We start from the raw sequence: 20,319 nt of genomic DNA, 5'->3' as shown, positions 1-20,319 counted from the left end.
ACGTTAACCACCTCATGGCCCCGCCGACAACGCTTTTAAGGTCACTAGAGTCGCGGGAATACCTGCGGCGACACCTCGGTGCCCTCGACGAACTGGGAGGCGGGCCCGACGATCTGCGGGTCCGGGGTGCCGACGATGCCGGTGTCCTTGTTGTCGTAGTCGAAGCGGTTGAGCACGAACCGGATCGCCTCCAGCCGGGCGCGCTTCTTGTCGTTGCTCTTGACCACGGTCCACGGGGCGTCGGCGGTGTCCGTGTAGAAGAACATCGCCTCCTTGGCCTCGGTGTACTCGCCCCACTTGTCGAGCGACTCGAGATCCATCTTCGAGAGCTTCCACTGGCGTACCGGGTCGACCTGCCGGATCGCGAAGCGGGTGCGCTGCTCGCCCTGCGAGACCGAGAACCAGAACTTGATCAGGTTGATCTGCGAGCGGACCAGCATCCGTTCCAGGTCCGGGGCCTGCCGCATGAACTCCAGATATTCGGCGCGGGTGCAGAAGCCCATGACCCGTTCGACGCCGGCCCGGTTGTACCAGGACCGGTCGAAGAGCACGATCTCCCCGGCCGCGGGCAGGTGCTTGATGTAGCGCTGGAAGTACCACTGGTTGCTCTCGCGCTCGTTCGGCTTCTCCAGCGCCACCACGGAGGCGCCGCGCGGGTTCAGGTGCTCCATGAAGCGCTTGATCGTGCCGCCCTTGCCGGCGGCGTCACGGCCCTCGAAGAGGATCACCATGCGCTCGCCGGTGCGCTTGCACCAGTTCTGCAGCTTCAGCAGCTCGATCTGCAGCAGCCGCTTGTCATGGTCGTACTCGGCCCGCGGCATCCGGGTGTCGTACGGGTAGTCCTCGCGCCAGGTGTCCACGGGGGTGCCGTCGGCGTTGAGCAGCACCGGGTCGTCGTCATCGTCGTCGGCGACCCGGTACCCGCCCAGCTCGGTGATCGGCCCCGTGTACGGGTCGGTGGTGAGCTCGTCGTCGAACTGGCGATCCTCGTGACCGCCGTTGTCGCCCTGCTCCTGCTCGTGGTCCTGCTCCGCCTGCATGACAAGGCTTCTTACCCATTCGGACCGACCTGACAACTGGCGGACCGTATCCGGAAGGTGGACGGCGGGTTAACGCTCAGCCGAGCCAGCTGCGCAACCGCTTCTTCCGCGACGCTGCGACGACCGGCGGCAGCCCGGCGCGGGTCCGCACGCCGACCTGCTCCTGTCGCGCCCACAGCACGCCGTACCCGAAGCCGTCCGGCGCGGCGCGCGCCACCTCGCGCAGCACCTCCCGCGCGACCACCGAATCCTGATGCGCGCCGAGCACGTCCTGGAGCCCGGTCAGGGCCTTCACCAGGCGCTTGCCCGGCTTGCCGGCGCTGGGGGCGAAGATCTCGACCGCGTACCGGGCCTGCTTGTAGGCCTTGCGGGCCTCGTGCAGCTCGGCGTCGACGCCGCCGGCCAGCGCCTCGTCCAGCAACCGGTCGGCCTTGACCAGCGCCTTGCGGGCCCGGCGCAGCGCACCGGCGTCGTCCGGCTCCGGGTCGTCGACGAGCGCGTCCATGGCGTCGAGCATGGCGAGGTAGCGGTCGCTGTCCAGCGCCTCGGTCAGCACCGCGCGACCCCGCTCGACCTGGGCGTCGAGGTGGGCGCGGATGCCGTCGGCCACCTCCGGGAAGCCCGACGTGTCGGCGAGCAGCTTGCCCTCGAGGACCTGGCCGTCCCGCACGTCACCGAGGCAGTCGGCCAGCCACTTGAGCTCGTCCCTGAGGGCGGCGGAGCGCTGCGGATCGAACGAGGCCTTGAACGTCTTCAGGGTGCTGCGCAGACGCCGGGTCGCCACCCGCATCTTGTGCACGGCCTCCGGGTCGCCGGCGCGTACCCCTTGGTCCTGCTCCTCGACGGCCTCGCGCTGCTCCCTCGCGTACCGGAGCACGGGGTTGACCTTGCGGCGCCGGCGCCGCGGCTCGGCGAGCCGGTCGCCGAGCGCCCGGGCCAGCTTCGACGGCCCGGCAGCCGGGGTGGCGCCGGCCGCGCGCAACAGGCCCTCGACGGCGTCGAGCACCTCCGGCCCGCCGTCGACCAGCTCGACCTCGAGCTCCTGCCAGTTCTGCTCGGTGCCGCCGGTCTCGGCGCCGACCCGGTCCTGGGCGACCAGCGCGAGGGTCCGGCCCTGCTCGTCGCGCAGCGGCGTCTCGACCCGATGCGTACGCAGCCGCGCCACCGGGCGCAGCGGCCGGGTCCGGACGATCGTGCGCACCTCCGCGACCAGCTCGGCGGGCACGTCGTCACCATCGGTCAGCGGCAGCCGATGCTCGGTCCGGCTCGACCCGTCGGCCGGCGTCTTGAGATGCCACCCCGCGTCCCCACCCCCGGTCCGCCGGCGCAGGGTCCGCTTGTTGCGGGCCAGCCGCAGATCGTCCGTGTCGAAGTAGGTGGCATCGAGCTCGTGCACCTCGGCCGCGCCGAGCTCCCGCACCCCGCCGGCACCGATGAGAGGCGGCAACTCGAAACCGGCGGGGACGTCGTACTTGCGTTCGTTCTCCGTGGCCGTCTCCATGCTCACAAATATGCCCGCTGGAACGGTCGCTCAGCTATCGGCTCAGCTATCTCTCAGCCGGCCAGGGCAGCATGGGAAGCCGGTCTTGAACCTGGAGGTGCCGTGAACGAGCCGGAACGACGCAAGATTTCCCTGGCCGGCCTCGGATTGATCGGCGCGGGTGCGGTGCTCGGGCTCGCCCTGGCCGGTCCCGGAGCGAACCAGAACGATGCCGCCGCGGCAGGCCCGGGGGCCAGTGCTCCGGCAGAGCCCCCGAAGCCGCCGCCGGCCGACAGCTGAGTTCTCGCAGGCTTCCGGGCCCCGGGCTGACTCCCAGCTCATTTGGCGGTGCGGCACAGCGGTTTCCCAGAAATCCGCCGCACACTCGGTTCAGGCCCCTGGTGGATCCGGCGCTCGTCCCCCGTGCGAGCGCCGGGTCCGTCAGGCCTGCGAGAGCGCCGCTCCGACCGCCGCCCCGGTCGGGGTGGCGCTTTTGTCATACATGGGCCTCCCCGTGGCTGCGGAGGTATTGGGCCCGGGAGTAGTAGGCCGCGGCGGCACCGAAGTACATCGTCGCGAGCGAGACGTGGAAACTGTTGTCGGTCAGCGCGTTCTTGGCATTCGCAGTCTCGGACCAGCGGATCTCGGCATCGGAAGCACTGATCCCGCGCCGCGCGCAGCGAACGCGATTGAGCTCCTTGCCGATCCGCCACGTCTCGAGCGCGGTCTCGGCCTGCCGCATCATCGCCCGCGCCTTGTCGGCCAGCGACTCGGCCAGCGTCCAGGCGACCCGCTCCTCCTCGTTGTGAAACCTGGGCATGGTGAACCTCCCGAGGTCTACCTCCTGAATTGTCTTCTTGTTCAGTGTGTGAGGAGGGGTAGGAGGCTGTCGATCTTTTACACCCGTAGGGAGGACAGCATCAGTGCAGCGTAGGGCGGTAGATGAGTTCCTGGACGCGGCCGTCGAGCGTACGGGTCTCCAGCAGCTCGAGGTCGAAATCCTCGGCGCCGGCGAAGATCGGGCCGATCCCGGTCCGGCCGGTGACGACCGGGAAAAGCGTCACGTGTACGCGGTCGACGAGACCGGCGGCCATCAGTGCCCGGTTCAGCGAAAGGCTGCCGTGCGAGCGGAGCGGGACGTCGGACTGCTCCTTGAGGCGGCCGACAACATCCACGGCCTCGCCGCGCTCGACGGTCGCATCGGGCCAGTCGAGCTTGTCCTCCAGCGTGTTCGACACGACGGTCGCCGGAGTGTGCCGCATGCGGGTGACCCAGGGGTCGTGCACGGTCTTCTCGGTGTCGCCGGCCAGCAGGCTCGTGAAGATCCGGTAGGTGTCGGCCCCGAAGACCATGCGCTGGTCGGTGTCGTAGAGCGCGAGACGGCGGTCGAGGAGCTCGGGGCCCTGCTTGCCCCAGTAGCCGGTCCAGTCCCCGCCGGCGGCGCCGAAGCCGTCGAGGCTGGAGAAGACGTCGAAGGTGTAGGTCGCGGTCACGAGGTTCTCCTTGAAGTGGTCGGGTGGTTGCCTCTCACTTCCGCTACGAACGCGACCGCCTCAATTCGACAAGCCGCCTTGTCTTTCGTTCAGCGCTCCACCGGGAACACGAGATGAGTCACCCGATCTCCCTGAACACAGACGGTCGGATTGCCGAGCAGGACGTCCTGGGAGGTGAGCGTGCCGAAGAACGGCCGGTTGCCCGCGCCCATCACAACCGGCACCAGGTCGACGGCCACCTCGTCCAACAGCCCCAGCTCCAGGCACTGCCGAGCGATGATGCCCCCGGTGACGGTGACAACACGATCCCCGGCGAGCTCCTTGGCGCGGGCGATCGCCGCCTCGACCCCGTCGGTGACGAAGTGGAAGGGGGCGTCGGGGTGGGCCGCGACCCAGTCGGTGGGGACCTGGTGGGTGACCACGACGATGGGGACGTCCAGGGTGTGGCGGCCCTGCCAACCGTCGGTCACGTCGAACAGCGTCCGGCCACAGACCAGCGCGCCGAGCGAGGACACCCACCGCTGCCAATGCCCGGCACTGGCGGGGGTGAGGTGGACGGTGAAGTCGCCGGCGGGGGTCGGGATCGCGACGTCGCCGTTCTGCAGCCAGTCGAACAGCCGGCCGATGGTGTTGTCCGGCTTCGCGACGTACCCGTCGAGAGACATGATGGCTTGCGCTTGGACCGTGCCCATGGATCGCTCCTCTCAGGTGCCCTAATTCGATAGGCATGACGACTATCCGCTCGGAAGGGCGTGACGTCGACCTAGCCGGCCGGGCGGCGCGCTGCCGACCGCCCGGCACCCCAGGCCATCACATCGGGTTGCGCTTGGCCTTGATGGCACGCTGTCCGGCCTGCACTAAATCGTCCATTCTCCTGGCACGCCATGGTGCCGTCGTCTCCATGAACAGAAGGCAATTGTCGACAACCCGACGGTGGCCGAGCCCGAGAAGAGTTGACCGTAGGCTGAGAGTTCCTTTCCGGCCACGGCTGAGGGGTGCGGTATGCCGGCGATCATCGTGGACATTCTCACCTGGTTCGGGGTGGGTGCGGACGCCAGTAGCGTCTGGACGGGCGGCGCCATCAGCGTCGGTATCACTCTTGGCGTACTGGCTGTCGGGTTCTTATGGCTTGTTTTCAAGTACCATGCATCCGCTCGGAAAGCCGCAGCTCTCGCCGGTGCTGCAGTGATCACCACTGTGGCTTTCGGAACGCTCATAGGGATGCACGTGCCGCGACCGACGGTCAACTTCGCCGAGCCCGCTGTTCGACCGGATTGCCAGGGAGTGGGAAAGCTACCAAGTGATCCGGGGTTCCGCCCGCATCTCTCCTGCGCTCCATCATCGCTGGTCAACACGTCGTTTGACCTTGACCGTACGAATCATTGGAACCGGAGCGGATATCCGTCCGACCCGCCATGGCGAGCTGGTGTGGATGTATTCGCCGATGCGACGACGCTGCGGGCTGGTCACGCCGTGCGCATGGTGCTGTCCAATGACAACGTCGCGTCGTATGTGGATTGTGCCGATCAGGACGCGGCGTCTCCGCTCCAGGCCGTGCAATTGGCCGACCTTCGTGCGAACAAGGTCCATGCCATCTGTCTGGTCACCGATCAACACCGTCGCGCCCTTCTGAAAATTGATGGCGAAGGTGGCCCTGGTGAACCGATCAGCGTTCATGCAGTGGTTTGGAATCAACGGCTGGGCGGAAAATGAATCAACGGCGGAATGCGCGACTGCGGTGTCGCCCGCTCCACGCCGGGTAAGTCGGCGGCCGACGGGCAGACAGATGAACCGAGGTGCCCTCAAAGAACGAGGACACCTCGATGATGCCGCCTAGGCGGTTTTGGCCACCCCGATCGGGCAGGTCATCCCGTTCGGGCCGTGGTTGCAGTAGCCGCCCGGGTTCTTCGCGTCCGACAGATACTGCTGGTGGTAATCCTCGGCGTAGTAGTACGTCCCCAGCGGCGCGATCTCAGTAGTGATCTGCCCCCTTCGAGCCGCACTCACCACCGGCTGGAACGCCTCCACCGAAGCCATAGCCACCGCCGCCTGCGAAGGCGTAGTCGTGTAGATAGCCGACCGGTACTGAGTCCCCACATCGTTCCCCTGGCGCATCCCCTGCGTAGGGTCGTGGTTCTCCCAGAACGCCTTCAGCAACTGCTCATAGCTGATCTTCGCCGGGTCGTAGACCACCTGCACAACCTCAGCATGCCCGGTACGCCCCGAGCACGTCTCCTCGTACGTAGGGTGCGGGGTAGTCCCACCCGCATAACCCACCGAGGTCGAGTACACCCCGGGCAGCCGCCAGAAGATCCGCTCGGCTCCCCAGAAGCAGCCCATGCCGAACACGGCCGTCTCGAAGCCGGCCGGCCAGGGGCCCTTCAGCGGGGTTCCGAGCACGGTGTGCTTCTCAGCCACCGGCATCTCGGCACCGCGGCCGGACGTATCAACAGGTAGGTCGAGCTTCTTGTACCGCAGGAACACGGTCACTCCTCTCATCCGCCCGGTACAACGCCTACTCCAGCGCGATCCTTACCCGGTCCGCGTACGACTGGGCCTCCTGGTCGGAGGCGTACTTCGTCCGCGGCCAGAAGAAGCCGCGGAGCCCGTCGCCCTTTGTCCGGGGTACGACGTGTGTGTGCAAATGAGGCACGGACTGTGACACCACGTTGTTGATCGCTACGAACGTGCCCTGGGCGCCCAGCGCTGACGGCACCGCCGCCGCCACCCGCTGCACGAGAGCGAAGTAGCCCGGTGACAACGAGGCCGGCAGCTCCGTCAGCTGGGAGACGTGCGGGCGGGGCACCACCAGGACGTGGCCTTTGAAGACCGGCCGGATGTCGAGGAAACCGACCCCGTCCTCGGTGTCCACCACCCGGAACGCGGGAACCGTACCCGCCACGATCGAACAGAACAGGCAGTCGGGCATCAGCGCAGACTAGCCTTGCCGTTCATGACGGGTAACACGTACGGCTTCGACACTCTGGCCATCCACGCCGGGCAGGACCCGGATCCGCGCACCGGGGCGGTGGTGCCGCCTATCTATCAGACGAGCACCTACGCGCAGGATGCCGTCGGCGCCCCGCGGCTGGGTTACGAGTACAGCCGCTCGGGCAACCCGACCCGCGACGCCCTCCAGGAGTGCCTCGCCGCGATCGAGGGTGGCCGGCGTGGCCTCGCCTTCGCCAGCGGGCTCGCCGCCGAGGACACCCTGCTGCGGACGGTCTGCCGGCCCGGCGACCACGTGGTGATCCCGGACGACGCGTACGGCGGCACCTACCGGCTCTTCGCCAAGGTCGCGGAGAACTGGGGGCTGGACTGGACCGCCGTGCCGCTCAACGACCTGGACGCGGTCCGTGCGGCGTTCCGCCCCGGGCACACCCGGCTGATCTGGGCCGAGACGCCGACCAATCCGCTGCTCAACATCGCCGACGTCACCGCCCTCGGCGCGCTGGCCCACGAGTACGACGCGATGCTCGCCGTCGACAACACGTTCGCCTCTCCTTACCTTCAGCAGCCGCTGGCGCTCGGGGCCGACGTGGTCATCCACTCGACGACCAAGTATCTCGGCGGGCACTCCGACGTCGTGGGTGGCGCTCTGGTCACCGCCGGTGACGAGCTCGGCGATCAGCTCGCTTTCCACCAGAACGCGATGGGCGCGGTCAACGGGCCGTTCGACGCCTGGCTGACGCTGCGCGGCATCAAGACCCTCGGCGTACGCATGGACCGGCACTGTGACAACGCCGAGCGGATCGTCGCCTACCTCCAGGACCACGAGGCCGTCGGTCAGGTGCTCTACCCGGGGCTGGAGTCGCATCCCGGACACGAGACCGCCGCCAAGCAGATGTCCCGCTTCGGCGGCATGGTGTCGTTCCGCGCGGCCGGCGGCCCTGAGCAGGCGATCAACATCTGCAACCGGACCAAGCTGTTCGTCCTGGCCGAGTCGCTGGGCGGCGTCGAGTCGCTGATCGAGCACCCGGGACAGATGACACACCTGTCCGCCGCGGGCTCACCGCTTGAAGTCCCCGCCGATCTCGTGCGACTGTCTGTCGGCATCGAAACCGTTGACGATCTGCTCGCGGATCTGGAGCAGGCGCTCGGCTAGGGCTTAGACAGACGGAGACGGGCCATGGAGAACCTGGCGACCACGTGGGTGGGTGCCACGGCGAAGCAGATCTCGCGTGCGGTGCGGCGCGGCGACACGACAGCCACTCAGGTCGTGGCCGATCACCTGGAGCAGATCGCGATCTCCGATCCGGCCATCGCGGCATTCCGCGTGGTGCGGGCCGGTGAGGCGATCGCCGAGGCCGAGAAGGTCGACGACCAGGAGGATCTGGCCAATCTGCCGCTGGCGGGCGTGCCGGTCGCGGTGAAGGAGAACACGCCCGTCGCCGGCCTGCCGACCTGGCACGGCTCGGCGGCGGCGCGGTCCGCCGTGGCCGAGGACGATCACGAGGTGGTCCGGCGGCTGCGCGGAGCCGGCGCGGTGGTGGTCGGGGTGACCCGGATGCCCGAGTTGGGACTGTGGGGCACGACCGACGGCGCCGAGGAGCCGACCCGCAACCCGTGGGCGCTGGAGCGTACCCCCGGGGGTTCTTCGGGCGGCTCGGCCGCGGCCGTCGCCGCCGGCCTGGTGCCCATCGCCCACGGCAACGACGGTCTCGGCTCGGTGCGCATCCCGGCCGCCTGCTGCGGCCTGGTCGGGCTCAAGCCCGGCCGCGACGTGATCCCCTGCGACCTGGGCATCGACGGCTGGTTCGGGCTGACCGAGAACGGCGTCCTGGCGACCACGGTCGCCGACGCCACGCTGGGCTTCAGCGTCATGGCGGGCCGCGCCCCGGCCAAGCTCGTCCAGCCGGACAAGCTGCGGGTCGGCGTCTCGCTGCGCTCCCCGGTCGCCGGGGTACGCCCGGACGAGCCCAACCGCGAGGCAGTGGCGAAGGCGTCCAAGCTGCTCGTCGGCGTGGGCCACGACACGGTCACGGCCGACCCGCCGTACTCGACCGCGGTCGGCCTGGCCGGGCTGGCCACCTGGTTCGCCTGCGCGTACCGGGAGGCCGACGCGGCCGGGCTGGACGTCCGGACCCTGCAGCCGCGCACCCGCCGGCACATCGCGCTCGGCAAGCTCATGTGGCGGCGCGGCTGGGTCGGGCAGCGCCAGCGGGACGCCTGGCGGGAGAAGAGCATCCAGTTCTTCGCCGAGAGCGGCATCGACGTGCTGCTCACGCCCGCTCTGGCGGCGGCGCCGCCGCCCGCCGACGGGCACGCCGCGGGCAGCTGGCGGCGCAACATGCAGATCAACATGGCGTACGCGCCGTACGCCGCGCCGTGGAACATCGCCGGGCTGCCCGCGATCGTGGTGCCGGTCGGCCTGCGCCCGGACGGCCTGCCGATCGCCGTGCAACTCGTCGGCCCGCCCGACTCGGAGCTGCTGCTGCTGGCCATCGCCGGCCAACTCGAGGTGGCCAACCCGTGGCCTCGTCACGCCTTCGTATGAGCCGGGTGGCACGATTCGACTCATGACCGATCTGCTGGAGCTCGCCGACATCGAGGCCGCCCGAGCCCTGCTCACCGGGGTCGTCAAGACCACCCCGCTGGAGCACTCGATGCCGCTCACCCGCACGCTGGGCGTGCCGACGTGGCTCAAATGCGAGAACCAGCAGCGTGCGGGGTCGTACAAGGTGCGGGGGGCGTACACCCGGATCTCCCGGCTCTCCGACGCCGAGCGCGCCCGCGGCGTGGTCGCCGCGAGCGCGGGCAACCACGCCCAGGGCGTCGCCCTGGCGGCCAGCCTGCTGGGCGCCCGGTCCACGGTCTTCATGCCGGAGGGCGCGCCGCTGCCCAAGGTCTCGGCCACCAAGGGGTACGGCGCCTCGATCGAGTACGCCGGCACGACAGTCGACGACGCGCTGGCGGCGGCCCGCGAGTTCGCCGACGCGACCGGGGCGATCCTGATCCACCCGTTCGACCACCGCGACATCATCGCCGGCCAGGGCACGGTCGGCCTGGAGATCCTCGAGCAATGCCCGGACGTCGGCACCATCGTCACCGCGGTGGGCGGCGGCGGCCTGATCTCGGGCGTCGCGGTGGCCGCCAAGGCGCTGCGCCCGGACATCCGGATCATCGGCGTGCAGGCGATCGGTGCGGCGGCCTACCCGCCCTCACTGGCCGCGGGGGAGCCGCTGACCCTGGACCGCTCGGCGACCATCGCCGACGGCATCGCGGTGATGCGCCCCGGCGTGCTGAACTTCGCCCACGTCAGCAAGCTGGTCGACGACGTGGTGACGGTGACCGACGAGGACCTGTCGGCGGCCCTGCTGGTATTGCTGGAACGCCACAAGATGGTGGTGGAGCCGGCCGGCGGCGCCTCGGTGGCGGCCCTGCTGACCGGCAAGGTCGACCTGAAGCCGCCGATCGTGGCCATCCTGTCCGGCGGCAACATCGACCCGATGCTGCTGCTACGGGTCATCGAGCACGGCCTGGTCTCGGCGGGCCGCTTCCTGCGCCTGGCCGTACGCACCGGCGACCAGCCCGGTGAGCTGGCCCGGCTGCTGGCGGAGATCGCCGAGCAGCGGGCCAACATCGTGGACGTGGCCCACTCGCGGCAGAACCCGCGGCTGAGCTTCGGCGAGGTCGAGGTGCAGCTCTCGGTCGAGACCCGCGGCCCGGACCACTCGGCCGCCCTGATCGGCGCATTGCGCAGCCAGGGCTATCCACTGACCCTGCTGTCCGGAACCCCCTGACACGAGATCGCCGGACCCGGCGAGCGGGTCCGGCGGAATCTCGCGTCTGTGGGTCAGCCGCCGAAGGGGGCGAACTCGACCACGGTGACCTTGATGTCCGCGCCGCTGGGGGCGGTGTAGGTCACGGTGTCGCCCGTGCCCGCGCCGAGGATCGCCTTGCCGAGCGCCGACTCGGGGCTGTACACCGTGTAGTCGGTGGTCGCGGCGATCTCCCGCGAGCCGAGCAGGAACGTCTCGGTGTCGCTCTTGTCGTCGTCGAAGTAGATCGTGACGACCGTGCCCGGTGCCACCTTGTCGGCGCTGGGCGCGTCGCCGACCTCCGCCTTGCGCAGGAACTCCTTCAAGTAGAGGATCCGGCCCTCCTGCTTGCCCTGCTCCTCACGTGCGGCGTGGTAGCCGCCGTTCTCGCGGAGGTCGCCCTCCTCGCGGCGGGCGTTGATCTCGGCGGCGACGGCCGGCCGGGCTGCGATCAACTCGTCGAGCTCGGCCTGCAGCCGGTCGTAAGCGTCCTGGGAGAGCCAGGTCTTCGACGCCTCTGAACTGGTCACAGACTCTTCTCCTTGAACGTACGGGTGGAACGAACAGGCGTACGGAGCGAATCACCAAGCTTACCAGCGGTGCGCACGGCACCCGGTGCGTCAGCCCGCGGCCGCGCACCGGACGACGTCGCCGACGGCGGCCTTGGCTGTCGTCGGCACGACCTCGCTGGCGTCGATCGTCGTGGCCGATCCCGCGGCCGAGACGGTCACCGTGCGGCGGCCGACTTCCGCGCCACCGTAGTCGCGGGCGCGCAGGCCGCACGTGGCGGAGCCCCCGGCCGGCACCCGGACCTTGAAGCGGACCGTCATCTGCTTGTCGGTGACGTCCGACCAGCCGACGATCTGCGCGTCGTAGTCGGGGTCGCCGTACTGCCCGTAGAGCCGGACGACCAGGAACACGGCGGCGATCCCGATCAGGAGCGCGAGCAGGGCGGGCAGCAGCAACCGGCGGCGTCCGTCCCGGCGCCGCCCGTAGCGGCCCGGCGGGAATACCGGAGCTGTGGCGCGCGTCTCGCTCACCAGGGGGACCTCTCCTGCGAAATATGTCGGTGCCATCGGCCAGAATGGCCGTGTCCATCTTCGCAGCCGGCACCGGGGTCCTGACGACAAGGCCCGGTCGAGGGAGAAATCAGTGGCTGAGCAGTTGCGTCTCATGGCGGTGCACGCGCACCCCGATGACGAGTCCAGCAAGGGCGCGGCCACGATGGCCCGCTACGTCGCCGAGGGCGTCGAGGTGCTGGTCGCGACGTGTACGGGTGGCGAGCGCGGCAGCGTGCTCAATCCGAAGATGGACCGGCCGGAGGTCATCGCCGACATCGCGAACATCCGGCGGGCCGAGATGGAGAAGGCCCGGTCCATCCTCGGCGTCGACCAGGCCTGGCTCGGCTTCGTCGACTCCGGGCTGCCCGAGGGTGACCCGCTGCCGCCGCTGCCCGAGGGCTGTTTCGGGCTGGTCGACCCGGCCGAGGGCGCGATCCCGCTGATCAAGCTGATCCGCGAGTTCAAGCCGCACGTCATGACCACCTATGACGAGAACGGCGGCTACCCGCATCCGGACCACATCATGTGCCACAAGATCTCGGTGGTGGCCTTCGACGCGGCCGGCGACCCGGAGCAGCACCCGGAGCTCGGCGAGCCGTGGCAGCCGCTGAAGCTCTACTACAACTCCGGCTGGACCCGCGCCCGGATGCTCGCCCTGCACGAGGGCATGCTCGCGGCCGGTCTCGAGTCGCCGTACAAGGAGTGGCTCGAGCGCAGCGAGGAGCGGCCGGACCGCGGCGACAAGATCACCACCCGGATCGAGTGCGGCGAGTACTTCGAGGTCCGCGACGACGCGCTGCGGGCCCACGCCACCCAGGTCGACCCGGACGGCTTCTGGTTCCACGTGCCGATGGAGCTCCAGCAGAAGGTGTGGCCGACCGAGGACTTCGAGCTGGTCCGCTCGCTGGTCGACAGCCCGCTGCCGGAGTCCGACCTCTTCGCCGGCATCCGCGAGCGGGTCGAGGTCCGCTGAGGCGTACCGTGAAGGTATGGACTTCGTGGTGGCGGTCAACAACTTCGGTGATACCCGATCGGGTGGCCTGGCCGGTCCGATGGGTCTGTTCATCATCGTGCTGATGGTCATAAGCACAGTCCTGCTGATCCGCAACATGAACAAGCGTTTGCGTCGGCTTCCCGACAGTTTCCCGGATCCGGCGGCCACCGAGCGGGCCGCCGAGATCGCTCGACTCGATGCGGACCTGCAGCGACCCGGGGCCACGCCGCGTGGCCCCGGCGCTGCGGCGCACCCCTCCGACGCGCCCACCTCGGCGATGGATGCCGAGGTCAATGGCGTGGACCGGACCGACGGCCCGGCGGCCGGCGAGCGGCGCGACGGGAACGCTTAGTTACATCGGACTGAATTCCACTTTGTCAAGGTCCGCGGGCCGGTCTCCGGTGTGTTCTGTCTCGGCCGGAACATCGACAGTGCTCATCCGTCAACCCCTGTTGCGTTCTGCCGGATTGGCTTAGCCTTCCGCCGGGGGGCTTTGACGTCCCTCGACCCTGTGCGGAAAGGGGGCTGACGATGACCATCTTCCAGCCCTCGCTTCCTCCACTGCAGATGCACGTGCATCCGCCAGTGCCGCTGGTCAGCAGGGGGGTGGCATGACTTCCCAGCCCGTCCTCACGACCGGCACCCGGCGCGATCGGACCCCCCTCAAGAGCGGTCCGCTGTCGCGACCCAAAGCCGGTCGGGTCCTTACCTGGATCGTCGTCGTCACCGCCTTGCTCGTCGCCGGCGCGGGCATGATCGTTCCGCTGCGCGGGCCGGAGATCGTGTCGCTTTCACCGGCCGGCGCGATCGGCGCCGCCGTCCTGCTCGTGGCGGCCGCGCAACTCGCCCGGCTGCGTTTCCGGGTCGGCCGCGGCACGGTGAGCATCTCCTGGGGCGAGACGGCGTTCATCGTCGGCTTCGCACTGGCTCCGCCCGGCTGGCTGCCCGCCGCCACTCTGCTCGGTGCCGTCGGGGCCTGGGTCGTCATCACCTGGCTCAACGATCAGCGTGTCGTCGCCGACCTGGTGCACCTGGCCGCCTCGTTGAGTCTCGGCGCCGCCGCGGCGACCACCATCGCGTACGCCATCACCGGCCCCGCCGCACCGCTGGGCAGCGCCCGCACGCAGGTCGGCCTCATCGCGGGCGCGTTCGCCTATCTGGTCGTCACGATGGGTCTCGCGGTGCTGACCCTCTCCCTGCACCGGGACGCCCCGCCGGCCCAGATCGCCGTCCGCGCCCTGCACGCCAAGCTGCCGATGTTCGTCGGCAACGTGCTGGTCGGCCTGCTCTCCCTCTTCGCGCTGGTCAACGGGCCGATCTGGCTGTTCGGGCTGCCGCCGTCGCTGTGGCTGCTGCAACGCACCTACCGTTACCACCTGCGCGCCGAGGAGGAACGCCGGATCTGGGAGGCGTTCGCCCGCGCCACCCGCACCCTGGGCGGTTCCTCCGAGCTGGCCGTCGCGGCGGCCGGCCTGCGCGGGGCGCTGGACGTGTTCGGCGCCCTCCGGGTCGAGATCGAGGTCCTGCAACGCACCGGCAGCCCCCGGCGGTACGCGGCCGACGGCGCCTCGCACGACCCCACTCCGGGCGCCCTGCCCGGTCCGGTGATCACGCGCACCATGACGGTCGGCGGCGCCGAGGTCGGCGAGCTGACCGTGTGGTTGTCCGAGCCGACCCTGCCCGTCGCCCGCGACGAACTCGCCGTCTCCGCGTACGGGGATGCCCTGGCCGGCGCGTTGCACGACGCGGCGGCGCACGAGAGGCTGGCTCAGCTGGAAGAGAAGGTGGCCCACGACGGTGTGCACGACCCGTTGACCGGCCTGGCGAACAGATCCGCGCTGCTCTCCGACGGCGACGCGTTGCTGCACTCGTTCGACCGGGACCGGCAGGTCGCGCTGCTGCTGCTCGACCTCAACGACTTCCGCGAGGTCAACGGCACCCTCGGGCACCGGGCCGGCGACGCCATGCTGTGCACGGTGGCCGAACGCCTCACCGACCTGGCCCGCGAGCAGGAGCTGGTGGCCCGCCTCGGCGACGACGAGTTCGCCGTGCTGCTGCCGACCATCGCCACCCTCACCGACTCGGCCACGCCGCTGCACGAGACGCCGAACCCGCTGCCCCGGGCCGTGCGCCGGGCCCGCGAGCTGGTCGACCAGCTCGGCCTGCCGATGGAGATCGGCGGCGTCCGGCTGGTCACCGAGATCGCGGTCGGCGTGGCCGTGTCCAGCGCCGGCTCGACCGACCTGGCCGAGCTGATCCGGCGGGCCGGCATCGCCCTCGACCAGGCCAAGGAGCTGCACGTCGGGGTGGCGGCGTACGACAGCGCGCACGACGCCAGCAGCACCGACCACCTGGCCCTGCCGGCCGAGCTCTACGACGCGCTCACCGCCGATGACCAGCTCATGCTCGTCCTGCAACCCGAGGTCGACCTGCAGACCGGCGCGCCGACCGGCGTCGAGGCGCTGATCCGCTGGAAGCACCCCCGGCGCGGCATGCTCAACCCGAACGACTTCATCGACACCATCGAGCACGGCGAGCTGCTCGCCCCGTTCACCCGCTACGTCCTCGACCACGCCCTGGCCGCCGCCGCGGACTGGGCCGGCCACGGCCTCGAGCTGCCCGTCTCCGTCAACGTGTCGGCGCGCAGCCTGCTCGACGCCACCCTGCCGGCCCAGGTCGCCGACGCGCTGCGCCGGCACCGGCTGGGCGCGGGCCGGCTGGTCCTGGAGATCACCGAGTCGGTGGCGGTCAGCGACCAGGAGGTCGTGGACGAGGTCATCGCCGCCCTGCGCGAGATGGGCGTGCAGATCTCGGTCGACGACTTCGGCACCGGCTTCTCGTCGCTGTCGTTCGTCACCCGGGTCGCGGTGGACGAGCTGAAGGTCGACCGGTCTTTCGTCACCGACATGACCGACTCGCCCGCGGCCGCCGCCGTGGTCCGGGGCGCGGTGGAGCTGGGCGCCCGGCTGGGCGCGCGGGTCGTCGCCGAGGGCGTCGAGACGGCCGACCAGCGCGCCGCCCTGCTGGCGCTGGGTTGCACCTCGGCGCAGGGCTACCACTTCAGCCGCCCGCTGCCCGCCGACAAGATCGTCGCGGCGCTCAACCAGCTGGCCCAGGCGGCGCCACCCAAGGTCATTCCCCTGCGCGCGGACGGCGCCTCCTGAGGTTTACGGCGGCCCGCTCGGGCTAGGTTGGCTGCATGGCCAACCGTCTTGCCGGCGCGACCTCGCCCTACCTGCTCCAGCACCAGGACAACCCCGTCGACTGGTGGCCCTGGTCCGACGAGGCGTTCGCCGAGGCCCGCCGGCGGGACGTGCCGGTGCTGATCTCGGTGGGCTACGCCGCCTGCCACTGGTGTCACGTGATGGCCCACGAGTCCTTCGAGGACGAGCAGGTCGCCCGCCTGGTCAACGACGGTTTCGTGGCGATCAAGGTGGACCGCGAGGAACGGCCCGACGTCGACGCCGTCTACATGACCGCCACCCAGGCCATGACCGGGCAGGGCGGCTGGCCCATGACGGTCTTCGCCACCCCGGCCGGCGAGCCGTTCTTCTGCGGCACGTACTTCCCCAAGGGCAACTTCACCCGCCTGCTCGACTCGGTCACCACCGCCTGGCGCGACCAGCGCGACGCGGTGGTCACCCAGGGGTCCGCGGTGGTCGAGGCGATCGGCGGCGCCCAGCTGACCGGCGGCGAAACCGCGCCGATCTCGGCGGACCTGCTCGACACGGCGGCGGACCTGCTGGCCAAGGACCACGACCGCTCGTACGGCGGGTTCGGCGGCGCGCCCAAGTTCCCGCCGCACATGAACCTGCAGTTCCTGCTCCGCCATCACCAGCGCACCGGCTCGGCCGGCGACCTGGAGATCGTCCGGCACACCGCGGAGCAGATGGCCCGGGGCGGCCTCTATGACCAGCTCGCCGGCGGCTTCGCCCGCTACGCGGTGGACAACACGTGGACCGTGCCGCACTTCGAGAAGATGCTGTACGACAACGCGCTGCTGCTGCGCGTCTACACCCAGCTGTGGCGGCTCACCGGTGACCCGTTCGCCCGGCGGGTGGCCGACGAGACGGCCGCGTTCCTGCTGCGCGACCTGGGCACCCCGGCCGGCGGGCTGGCGTCGGCCCTGGACGCGGACACGGACGGGACCGAAGGACTGACGTACGCATGGACGCCGGTGCAGCTGATCGAGGCGCTGGGCGACGAGGACGGTGCCTGGGCCGCGGACCTGTTCCGGGTGACGACGAAGGGGACCTTCGAGCACGGCAGCAGCGTGCTGGTGCTGGCCCGTGACATCGAGGCCGCGGTGCCTGAGCTTGTCGAGCGGTGGCACGACGTACGCGCTCGCCTGCTCACGGCCCGCAACCGGCGCCCGCAGCCGGCCCGCGACGACAAGGTCGTGGCCTCCTGGAACGGCCTGGCGGTGACCGCCCTGGCCGAGTATGCGCAGCTCACCGGCAAGGACGGCACGCCGGCGGTCGAACTCGCGACGGTGCTGGCGGAGCGGCACGTCGTGGCCGGCCGGCTGCGCCGCGTCTCCCGCGACGGCGTGGTCGGCGAACCGGCCGGTGTCCTGGAGGACTACGGCTGCGTGGCCGAAGCGTTCTGCGCGATCCACCAGCTGACCGGCGACGGGGAGTGGCTCAGCCGGGCCGGGGCGCTGCTCGACGTGGCTCTCGAGCACTTCCCGAGCGGACAGGGCGGCTTCTACGACACGGCCGACGACGCGGAACGGCTGGTGACGCGGCCGGCGGACCCGACCGACAATGCGACACCGTCGGGGCTGGCTGCGCTGTGTGCCGCCCTGGTGGCGTACGCGGCGCTGAGCGGCGAGACCCGGTACCGGGAGGCGGCCGACGCGGCGCTGGCCACGGTGGGGCCGCTGATCGGCGGGCATCCGCGGTTCGCCGGTTATTCGGCGGCGGTGGCGGAGGCGGTGCTGGCCGGCCCGTACGAGATCGCGATCGCGACCACCGACCCGGCGGGGGATCCGCTGGTGGCGGCGGCCCACCGGCATGCCCCGCCGGGGACCGTGGTGGTGGCCGGCGAGCCGGACCGTCCGGGAGTGCCGCTGCTGGCCGACCGGCCACTGATCGACGGCAAGCCGACGGCGTACGTCTGCCGTGGGTTTGTCTGTGACCGCCCGGTGACCACGGTCGAGGACCTCGTGGCCCGCCTGTCCGCCTGAGCTCGGGGCGCTTGGCGGGGGTGGGCCGGGGATCGTTAGGCTGGCGGCGAGATGGATACCCGAACCGGTCTGCCCGTAGTCGGCATGGTGGGCGGTGGCCAGCTGGCCCGGATGACCCACCAGGCCGCGATCACCCTCGGCCAGTCGCTGCGCGTGCTCTCCGAGTCGCCCGACGACAGTGCCGCCCTCGTCGCCGCTGATGTGCGGATCGGCACGCATACCGATCTGGCCGCGCTGCGGGAGTTCGCCAAGGGATGTGACGCGGTCACCTTCGACCACGAGCACGTGCCCAACGAGCACATCGCCGCGCTCGCGGCCGAGGGCGTCAAGATCTACCCGGGCGCTGACGCGATCCGGTACGCGCAGGACAAGCGGCAGATGCGGGAACGGCTGTCGGCACTGGGCGCCCCGGTGCCGCGCTGGCGCCCGGTCACCTCCGTCGAGGACATCACCGCTTTTGCCGCTTCCGCCGCCGGGCCGGGGTCCTCCGGTGAGGGCTGGCCGGTCGTGGCCAAGGCCGTGCGCGGTGGCTACGACGGTCGTGGTGTCTGGATGCTGGACGACGCCGCGGCCGCCGCCGAGCTGGTCGCCACGGGCACCGAGCTGATCGTCGAGGAGCGGGTGCCGCTGCGCCGGGAGCTGGCCGCGCTGGTCGCCCGGTCGCCGTTCGGGCAGGTCGCGGCGTACCCGGTCGTCGAGACGGTGCAGCGGGACGGCATCTGCGTCGAGGTGCTCGCGCCCGCGCCGGGCCTCTCGGAGGAGCTGGCCGTCGAGGCCCAGCAGCTGGCCATCGACCTGGCCAACGCCCTCGGAGTGGTCGGTCTGCTGGCCGTCGAGCTGTTCGAGACCGAGACCGGCATCGTCGTCAACGAGCTCGCCATGCGCCCGCACAACTCCGGTCACTGGACCATCGAAGGCGCGCGGACGTCGCAGTTCGAGCAGCACCTGCGGGCCGTGCTCGACTATCCGATGGGCGAGACCTCCCTGGCCGCGCCGGCCGTCGTGATGGCCAACGTGCTCGGCGGCGAGCCGGGTGGCATGTCCATCGACGAGCGCCTGCACCATCTGTTCGCCGCCGACCCGGGTGCCCGCGTGCACCTGTACGGCAAGCAGGTCCGCCCCGGCCGCAAGATCGGCCACGTCACCGTGCTGGGCGACGACATGACCGCGGTACGCGCCCGGGCCGTGCGCGCCGCCCGCTGGCTCCAGGAAGGCAAGGAATGACACCCGTCGTCGGCGTGATCATGGGCAGCGACTCGGACTGGTCGACCATGGAGGCGGCGGCGCTGGCCCTCGCCGAGTTCGAGGTGCCGTTCGAGGTCGGCGTCGTGTCGGCGCACCGTACGGTGCGGAAGATGGTCGACTACGCGACGTCGGCGGCTGATCGCGGCCTCAAGGTCATCATTACGGGTGCGGGTGGGGCGGCTCACCTGCCGGGCATGGTGGCGTCGATGACCCCGCTGCCGGTCATCGGCGTACCGGTGCCGCTGAAGTATCTGGACGGGATGGACTCGCTGCTGTCGATCGTGCAGATGCCGGCGGGCGTGCCGGTGGCGACGGTGTCGATCGGCGGTGCCCGGAACGCGGGTCTGCTGGCGGTCCGCATCCTGGCGGCGTCGGATCCGGTGCTGCTCAAGCGCATGCAGGCGTTCCAGACCAACCTGGAGCAGGTCGTCGCGGAAAAGGACGAAGCACTCCGCGCCCGCCTGCTCGGCTGAGGTCGTTCAGCCGCCGATGGAGTGGTCGGCCGGTGCCGTCTGGAGCAGCCAGGCTAGCGGCATCTTGGCGGCCACCTCGTAGTTCTTGTCGGGGCCGAGCACGTGCAGCGTGGCTGTCTGCGCGGCATCACGGTCGATGACCCAATACCGCGGGATACCTGCCTGCGCATACTCGTGGATCTTTACTACCTGATCCATCGCGGCGGACCCGGGGGACACGATCTCCACCACGAGCAGCAGATCCGTGACGGACAACCAGACGCTGCGCGGCTGCGGCGATGCCCAGACGGTCACATCAGGAAATCGACCGCCGACCCCGTCCGGCCCTGGGAGCTTTATGCCGGCAGCTTGAAGCAGCTGCTCCGCCGGCCACCCCGCAAGGATGAGCCAGGCGAATATGCGGCTTGCGATGGCGGCATGCTCAGAGTCGGGCGGTGGCATGACCGACAAGGCTCCCTCGGGACTGAGTTCGAACCGATGGCCGTGCTGGTCTGCGTTGTTCATAGCGGCCAGGTCATCGAGCGTGACGACGGCAGGAAGCCTGCCATATGCCTCGACGCTCATACCGGCCATCTTATCGCTGC

The 20,319-nt window shown here is 70.3% G+C and carries 21 protein-coding genes; 11 read left to right on the top strand and 10 right to left on the bottom strand.

Going from position 1 to position 20,319, the window contains the following annotated elements; genetic code table 11:
- Positions 1–44 precede the first annotated feature (44 nt).
- Together ppk2 and AB0C12_RS39640 are read right to left on the bottom strand one after the other, a co-directional pair.
- Positions 45–1,040, bottom strand: coding sequence for a polyphosphate kinase 2 (gene ppk2, locus AB0C12_RS39645; protein WP_360555888.1), 996 nt, complete (start codon positions 1,038–1,040; stop codon positions 45–47).
- Between the two features lie 76 nt (positions 1,041–1,116).
- The gene (locus AB0C12_RS39640; protein ID WP_360555887.1) at positions 1,117–2,541 is read right to left on the bottom strand and encodes a CYTH and CHAD domain-containing protein; all 1,425 of its coding nucleotides are present in this window, start codon (positions 2,539–2,541) and stop codon (positions 1,117–1,119) included.
- Positions 2,542–2,643: 102 nt separating this feature from the next.
- Between AB0C12_RS39640 and AB0C12_RS39635 the strand changes: the two genes are divergently transcribed.
- Entirely contained in the window at positions 2,644–2,820 is a 177-nt protein-coding gene (locus AB0C12_RS39635) for a hypothetical protein (protein ID WP_360555885.1), read from the top strand.
- 196 nt (positions 2,821–3,016) lie between these two features.
- On the opposite strand, the gene AB0C12_RS39630 is transcribed toward AB0C12_RS39635, so the two are convergent.
- The 3 genes from AB0C12_RS39630 to AB0C12_RS39620 form a co-directional block, all read right to left on the bottom strand.
- Positions 3,017–3,340 (bottom strand): hypothetical protein, encoded by a 324-nt coding sequence (locus AB0C12_RS39630; RefSeq protein ID WP_360555883.1) that lies wholly within the window; start codon positions 3,338–3,340, stop codon positions 3,017–3,019.
- 100 nt (positions 3,341–3,440) lie between these two features.
- Positions 3,441–4,013 carry a dihydrofolate reductase family protein gene (locus tag AB0C12_RS39625; RefSeq protein ID WP_360555882.1) on the bottom strand — a complete coding sequence of 191 codons (573 nt, stop codon included), beginning with the start codon at positions 4,011–4,013 and terminating at the stop codon, positions 3,441–3,443.
- A gap of 89 nt (positions 4,014–4,102) precedes the next feature.
- Positions 4,103–4,705 carry a dihydrofolate reductase family protein gene (locus AB0C12_RS39620; RefSeq protein ID WP_360555880.1) on the bottom strand — a complete coding sequence of 201 codons (603 nt, stop codon included), beginning with the start codon at positions 4,703–4,705 and terminating at the stop codon, positions 4,103–4,105.
- 310 nt (positions 4,706–5,015) lie between these two features.
- Here AB0C12_RS39620 and AB0C12_RS39615 point away from each other — a divergent pair, with 310 nt between their 5' ends.
- Positions 5,016–5,726 (top strand): hypothetical protein, encoded by a 711-nt coding sequence (locus AB0C12_RS39615; protein WP_360555878.1) that lies wholly within the window; start codon positions 5,016–5,018, stop codon positions 5,724–5,726.
- A 120-nt stretch (positions 5,727–5,846) separates the two neighbouring features.
- On the opposite strand, the gene msrA is transcribed toward AB0C12_RS39615, so the two are convergent.
- Together msrA and AB0C12_RS39605 are read right to left on the bottom strand one after the other, a co-directional pair.
- Positions 5,847–6,437, bottom strand: coding sequence for a peptide-methionine (S)-S-oxide reductase MsrA (gene msrA, locus AB0C12_RS39610; RefSeq protein WP_360556059.1), 591 nt, complete (start codon positions 6,435–6,437; stop codon positions 5,847–5,849).
- Between the two features lie 91 nt (positions 6,438–6,528).
- On the bottom strand, positions 6,529–6,942 hold the full coding sequence (locus AB0C12_RS39605) for an HIT family protein (protein WP_360555876.1): 414 nt from the start codon (positions 6,940–6,942) through the stop codon (positions 6,529–6,531).
- A gap of 24 nt (positions 6,943–6,966) precedes the next feature.
- On the opposite strand from AB0C12_RS39605, the gene AB0C12_RS39600 reads away from it, so the two are divergent.
- From AB0C12_RS39600 to ilvA, 3 genes are read left to right on the top strand one after another with little or no spacing between them, the layout of a single operon-like run.
- The gene (locus AB0C12_RS39600; protein ID WP_360555874.1) at positions 6,967–8,118 is read left to right on the top strand and encodes a cystathionine gamma-synthase; all 1,152 of its coding nucleotides are present in this window, start codon (positions 6,967–6,969) and stop codon (positions 8,116–8,118) included.
- Positions 8,119–8,142: 24 nt separating this feature from the next.
- A complete protein-coding gene (locus tag AB0C12_RS39595) occupies positions 8,143–9,510 on the top strand; it encodes an amidase family protein (RefSeq protein ID WP_360555872.1) in 1,368 nt (455 codons plus the stop codon).
- Between the two features lie 22 nt (positions 9,511–9,532).
- On the top strand, positions 9,533–10,756 hold the full coding sequence (ilvA, locus tag AB0C12_RS39590; RefSeq protein ID WP_360555870.1) for a threonine ammonia-lyase: 1,224 nt from the start codon (positions 9,533–9,535) through the stop codon (positions 10,754–10,756).
- Positions 10,757–10,809: 53 nt separating this feature from the next.
- Here ilvA and greA read toward each other — a convergent pair whose 3' ends face one another.
- The gene (gene greA / locus AB0C12_RS39585) at positions 10,810–11,304 is read right to left on the bottom strand and encodes a transcription elongation factor GreA (RefSeq protein WP_360555868.1); all 495 of its coding nucleotides are present in this window, start codon (positions 11,302–11,304) and stop codon (positions 10,810–10,812) included.
- 90 nt (positions 11,305–11,394) lie between these two features.
- Entirely contained in the window at positions 11,395–11,814 is a 420-nt protein-coding gene (locus tag AB0C12_RS39580) for a DUF4307 domain-containing protein (protein WP_360555867.1), read from the bottom strand.
- A gap of 112 nt (positions 11,815–11,926) precedes the next feature.
- On the opposite strand from AB0C12_RS39580, the gene mca reads away from it, so the two are divergent.
- From mca to purE, 6 genes are all read left to right on the top strand, one after another.
- Positions 11,927–12,808 carry a mycothiol conjugate amidase Mca gene (gene mca / locus AB0C12_RS39575; protein WP_360555865.1) on the top strand — a complete coding sequence of 294 codons (882 nt, stop codon included), beginning with the start codon at positions 11,927–11,929 and terminating at the stop codon, positions 12,806–12,808.
- Between the two features lie 16 nt (positions 12,809–12,824).
- Entirely contained in the window at positions 12,825–13,181 is a 357-nt protein-coding gene (locus AB0C12_RS39570) for a hypothetical protein (protein ID WP_360555864.1), read from the top strand.
- Between the two features lie 259 nt (positions 13,182–13,440).
- Complete coding sequence (locus tag AB0C12_RS39565) at positions 13,441–15,993, top strand: bifunctional diguanylate cyclase/phosphodiesterase (protein ID WP_360555862.1); 2,553 nt, start codon at positions 13,441–13,443, stop codon at positions 15,991–15,993.
- Positions 15,994–16,028: 35 nt separating this feature from the next.
- On the top strand, positions 16,029–18,017 hold the full coding sequence (locus AB0C12_RS39560; protein ID WP_360555861.1) for a thioredoxin domain-containing protein: 1,989 nt from the start codon (positions 16,029–16,031) through the stop codon (positions 18,015–18,017).
- Between the two features lie 51 nt (positions 18,018–18,068).
- On the top strand, positions 18,069–19,241 hold the full coding sequence (locus tag AB0C12_RS39555; RefSeq protein WP_360555860.1) for a 5-(carboxyamino)imidazole ribonucleotide synthase: 1,173 nt from the start codon (positions 18,069–18,071) through the stop codon (positions 19,239–19,241).
- A complete protein-coding gene (purE, locus tag AB0C12_RS39550; protein WP_360555859.1) occupies positions 19,238–19,735 on the top strand; it encodes a 5-(carboxyamino)imidazole ribonucleotide mutase in 498 nt (165 codons plus the stop codon). Before AB0C12_RS39555 ends, purE begins: the two co-directional genes overlap by 4 nt.
- 6 nt (positions 19,736–19,741) lie before the next feature.
- On the opposite strand, the gene AB0C12_RS39545 is transcribed toward purE, so the two are convergent.
- The gene (locus AB0C12_RS39545; protein WP_360555857.1) at positions 19,742–20,299 is read right to left on the bottom strand and encodes a Uma2 family endonuclease; all 558 of its coding nucleotides are present in this window, start codon (positions 20,297–20,299) and stop codon (positions 19,742–19,744) included.
- Positions 20,300–20,319 lie beyond the last annotated feature (20 nt).

The organism is Actinoplanes sp. NPDC048967, from assembly GCF_040649415.1.
Classification (GTDB): domain Bacteria; phylum Actinomycetota; class Actinomycetes; order Mycobacteriales; family Micromonosporaceae; genus Actinoplanes.
This window is presented reverse-complemented; position numbering and strand designations above follow the sequence as displayed.

Bases quoted from the DNA above. Each gene is read 5' to 3' on its own strand.
- AB0C12_RS39615 (WP_360555878.1), top strand. From the start codon at position 5,016: ATGCCGGCGATCATCGTGGACATTCTCACCTGGTTCGGGGTGGGTGCG.
- AB0C12_RS39565 (WP_360555862.1), top strand. From the start codon at position 13,441: ATGACTTCCCAGCCCGTCCTCACGACCGGCACCCGGCGCGATCGGACC.
- AB0C12_RS39620 (WP_360555880.1), bottom strand. From the start codon at position 4,705: ATGGGCACGGTCCAAGCGCAAGCCATCATGTCTCTCGACGGGTACGTC.
- ppk2 (WP_360555888.1), bottom strand. From the start codon at position 1,040: ATGCAGGCGGAGCAGGACCACGAGCAGGAGCAGGGCGACAACGGCGGT.
- AB0C12_RS39600 (WP_360555874.1), top strand. From the start codon at position 6,967: ATGACGGGTAACACGTACGGCTTCGACACTCTGGCCATCCACGCCGGG.
- AB0C12_RS39555 (WP_360555860.1), top strand. From the start codon at position 18,069: ATGGATACCCGAACCGGTCTGCCCGTAGTCGGCATGGTGGGCGGTGGC.
- AB0C12_RS39595 (WP_360555872.1), top strand. From the start codon at position 8,143: ATGGAGAACCTGGCGACCACGTGGGTGGGTGCCACGGCGAAGCAGATC.
- purE (WP_360555859.1), top strand. From the start codon at position 19,238: ATGACACCCGTCGTCGGCGTGATCATGGGCAGCGACTCGGACTGGTCG.
- AB0C12_RS39570 (WP_360555864.1), top strand. From the start codon at position 12,825: ATGGACTTCGTGGTGGCGGTCAACAACTTCGGTGATACCCGATCGGGT.
- AB0C12_RS39630 (WP_360555883.1), bottom strand. From the start codon at position 3,340: ATGCCCAGGTTTCACAACGAGGAGGAGCGGGTCGCCTGGACGCTGGCC.
- AB0C12_RS39640 (WP_360555887.1), bottom strand. From the start codon at position 2,541: ATGGAGACGGCCACGGAGAACGAACGCAAGTACGACGTCCCCGCCGGT.
- ilvA (WP_360555870.1), top strand. From the start codon at position 9,533: ATGACCGATCTGCTGGAGCTCGCCGACATCGAGGCCGCCCGAGCCCTG.
- AB0C12_RS39605 (WP_360555876.1), bottom strand. From the start codon at position 6,942: ATGCCCGACTGCCTGTTCTGTTCGATCGTGGCGGGTACGGTTCCCGCG.
- msrA (WP_360556059.1), bottom strand. From the start codon at position 6,437: ATGCCGGTGGCTGAGAAGCACACCGTGCTCGGAACCCCGCTGAAGGGC.
- AB0C12_RS39560 (WP_360555861.1), top strand. From the start codon at position 16,029: ATGGCCAACCGTCTTGCCGGCGCGACCTCGCCCTACCTGCTCCAGCAC.
- AB0C12_RS39545 (WP_360555857.1), bottom strand. From the start codon at position 20,299: ATGAGCGTCGAGGCATATGGCAGGCTTCCTGCCGTCGTCACGCTCGAT.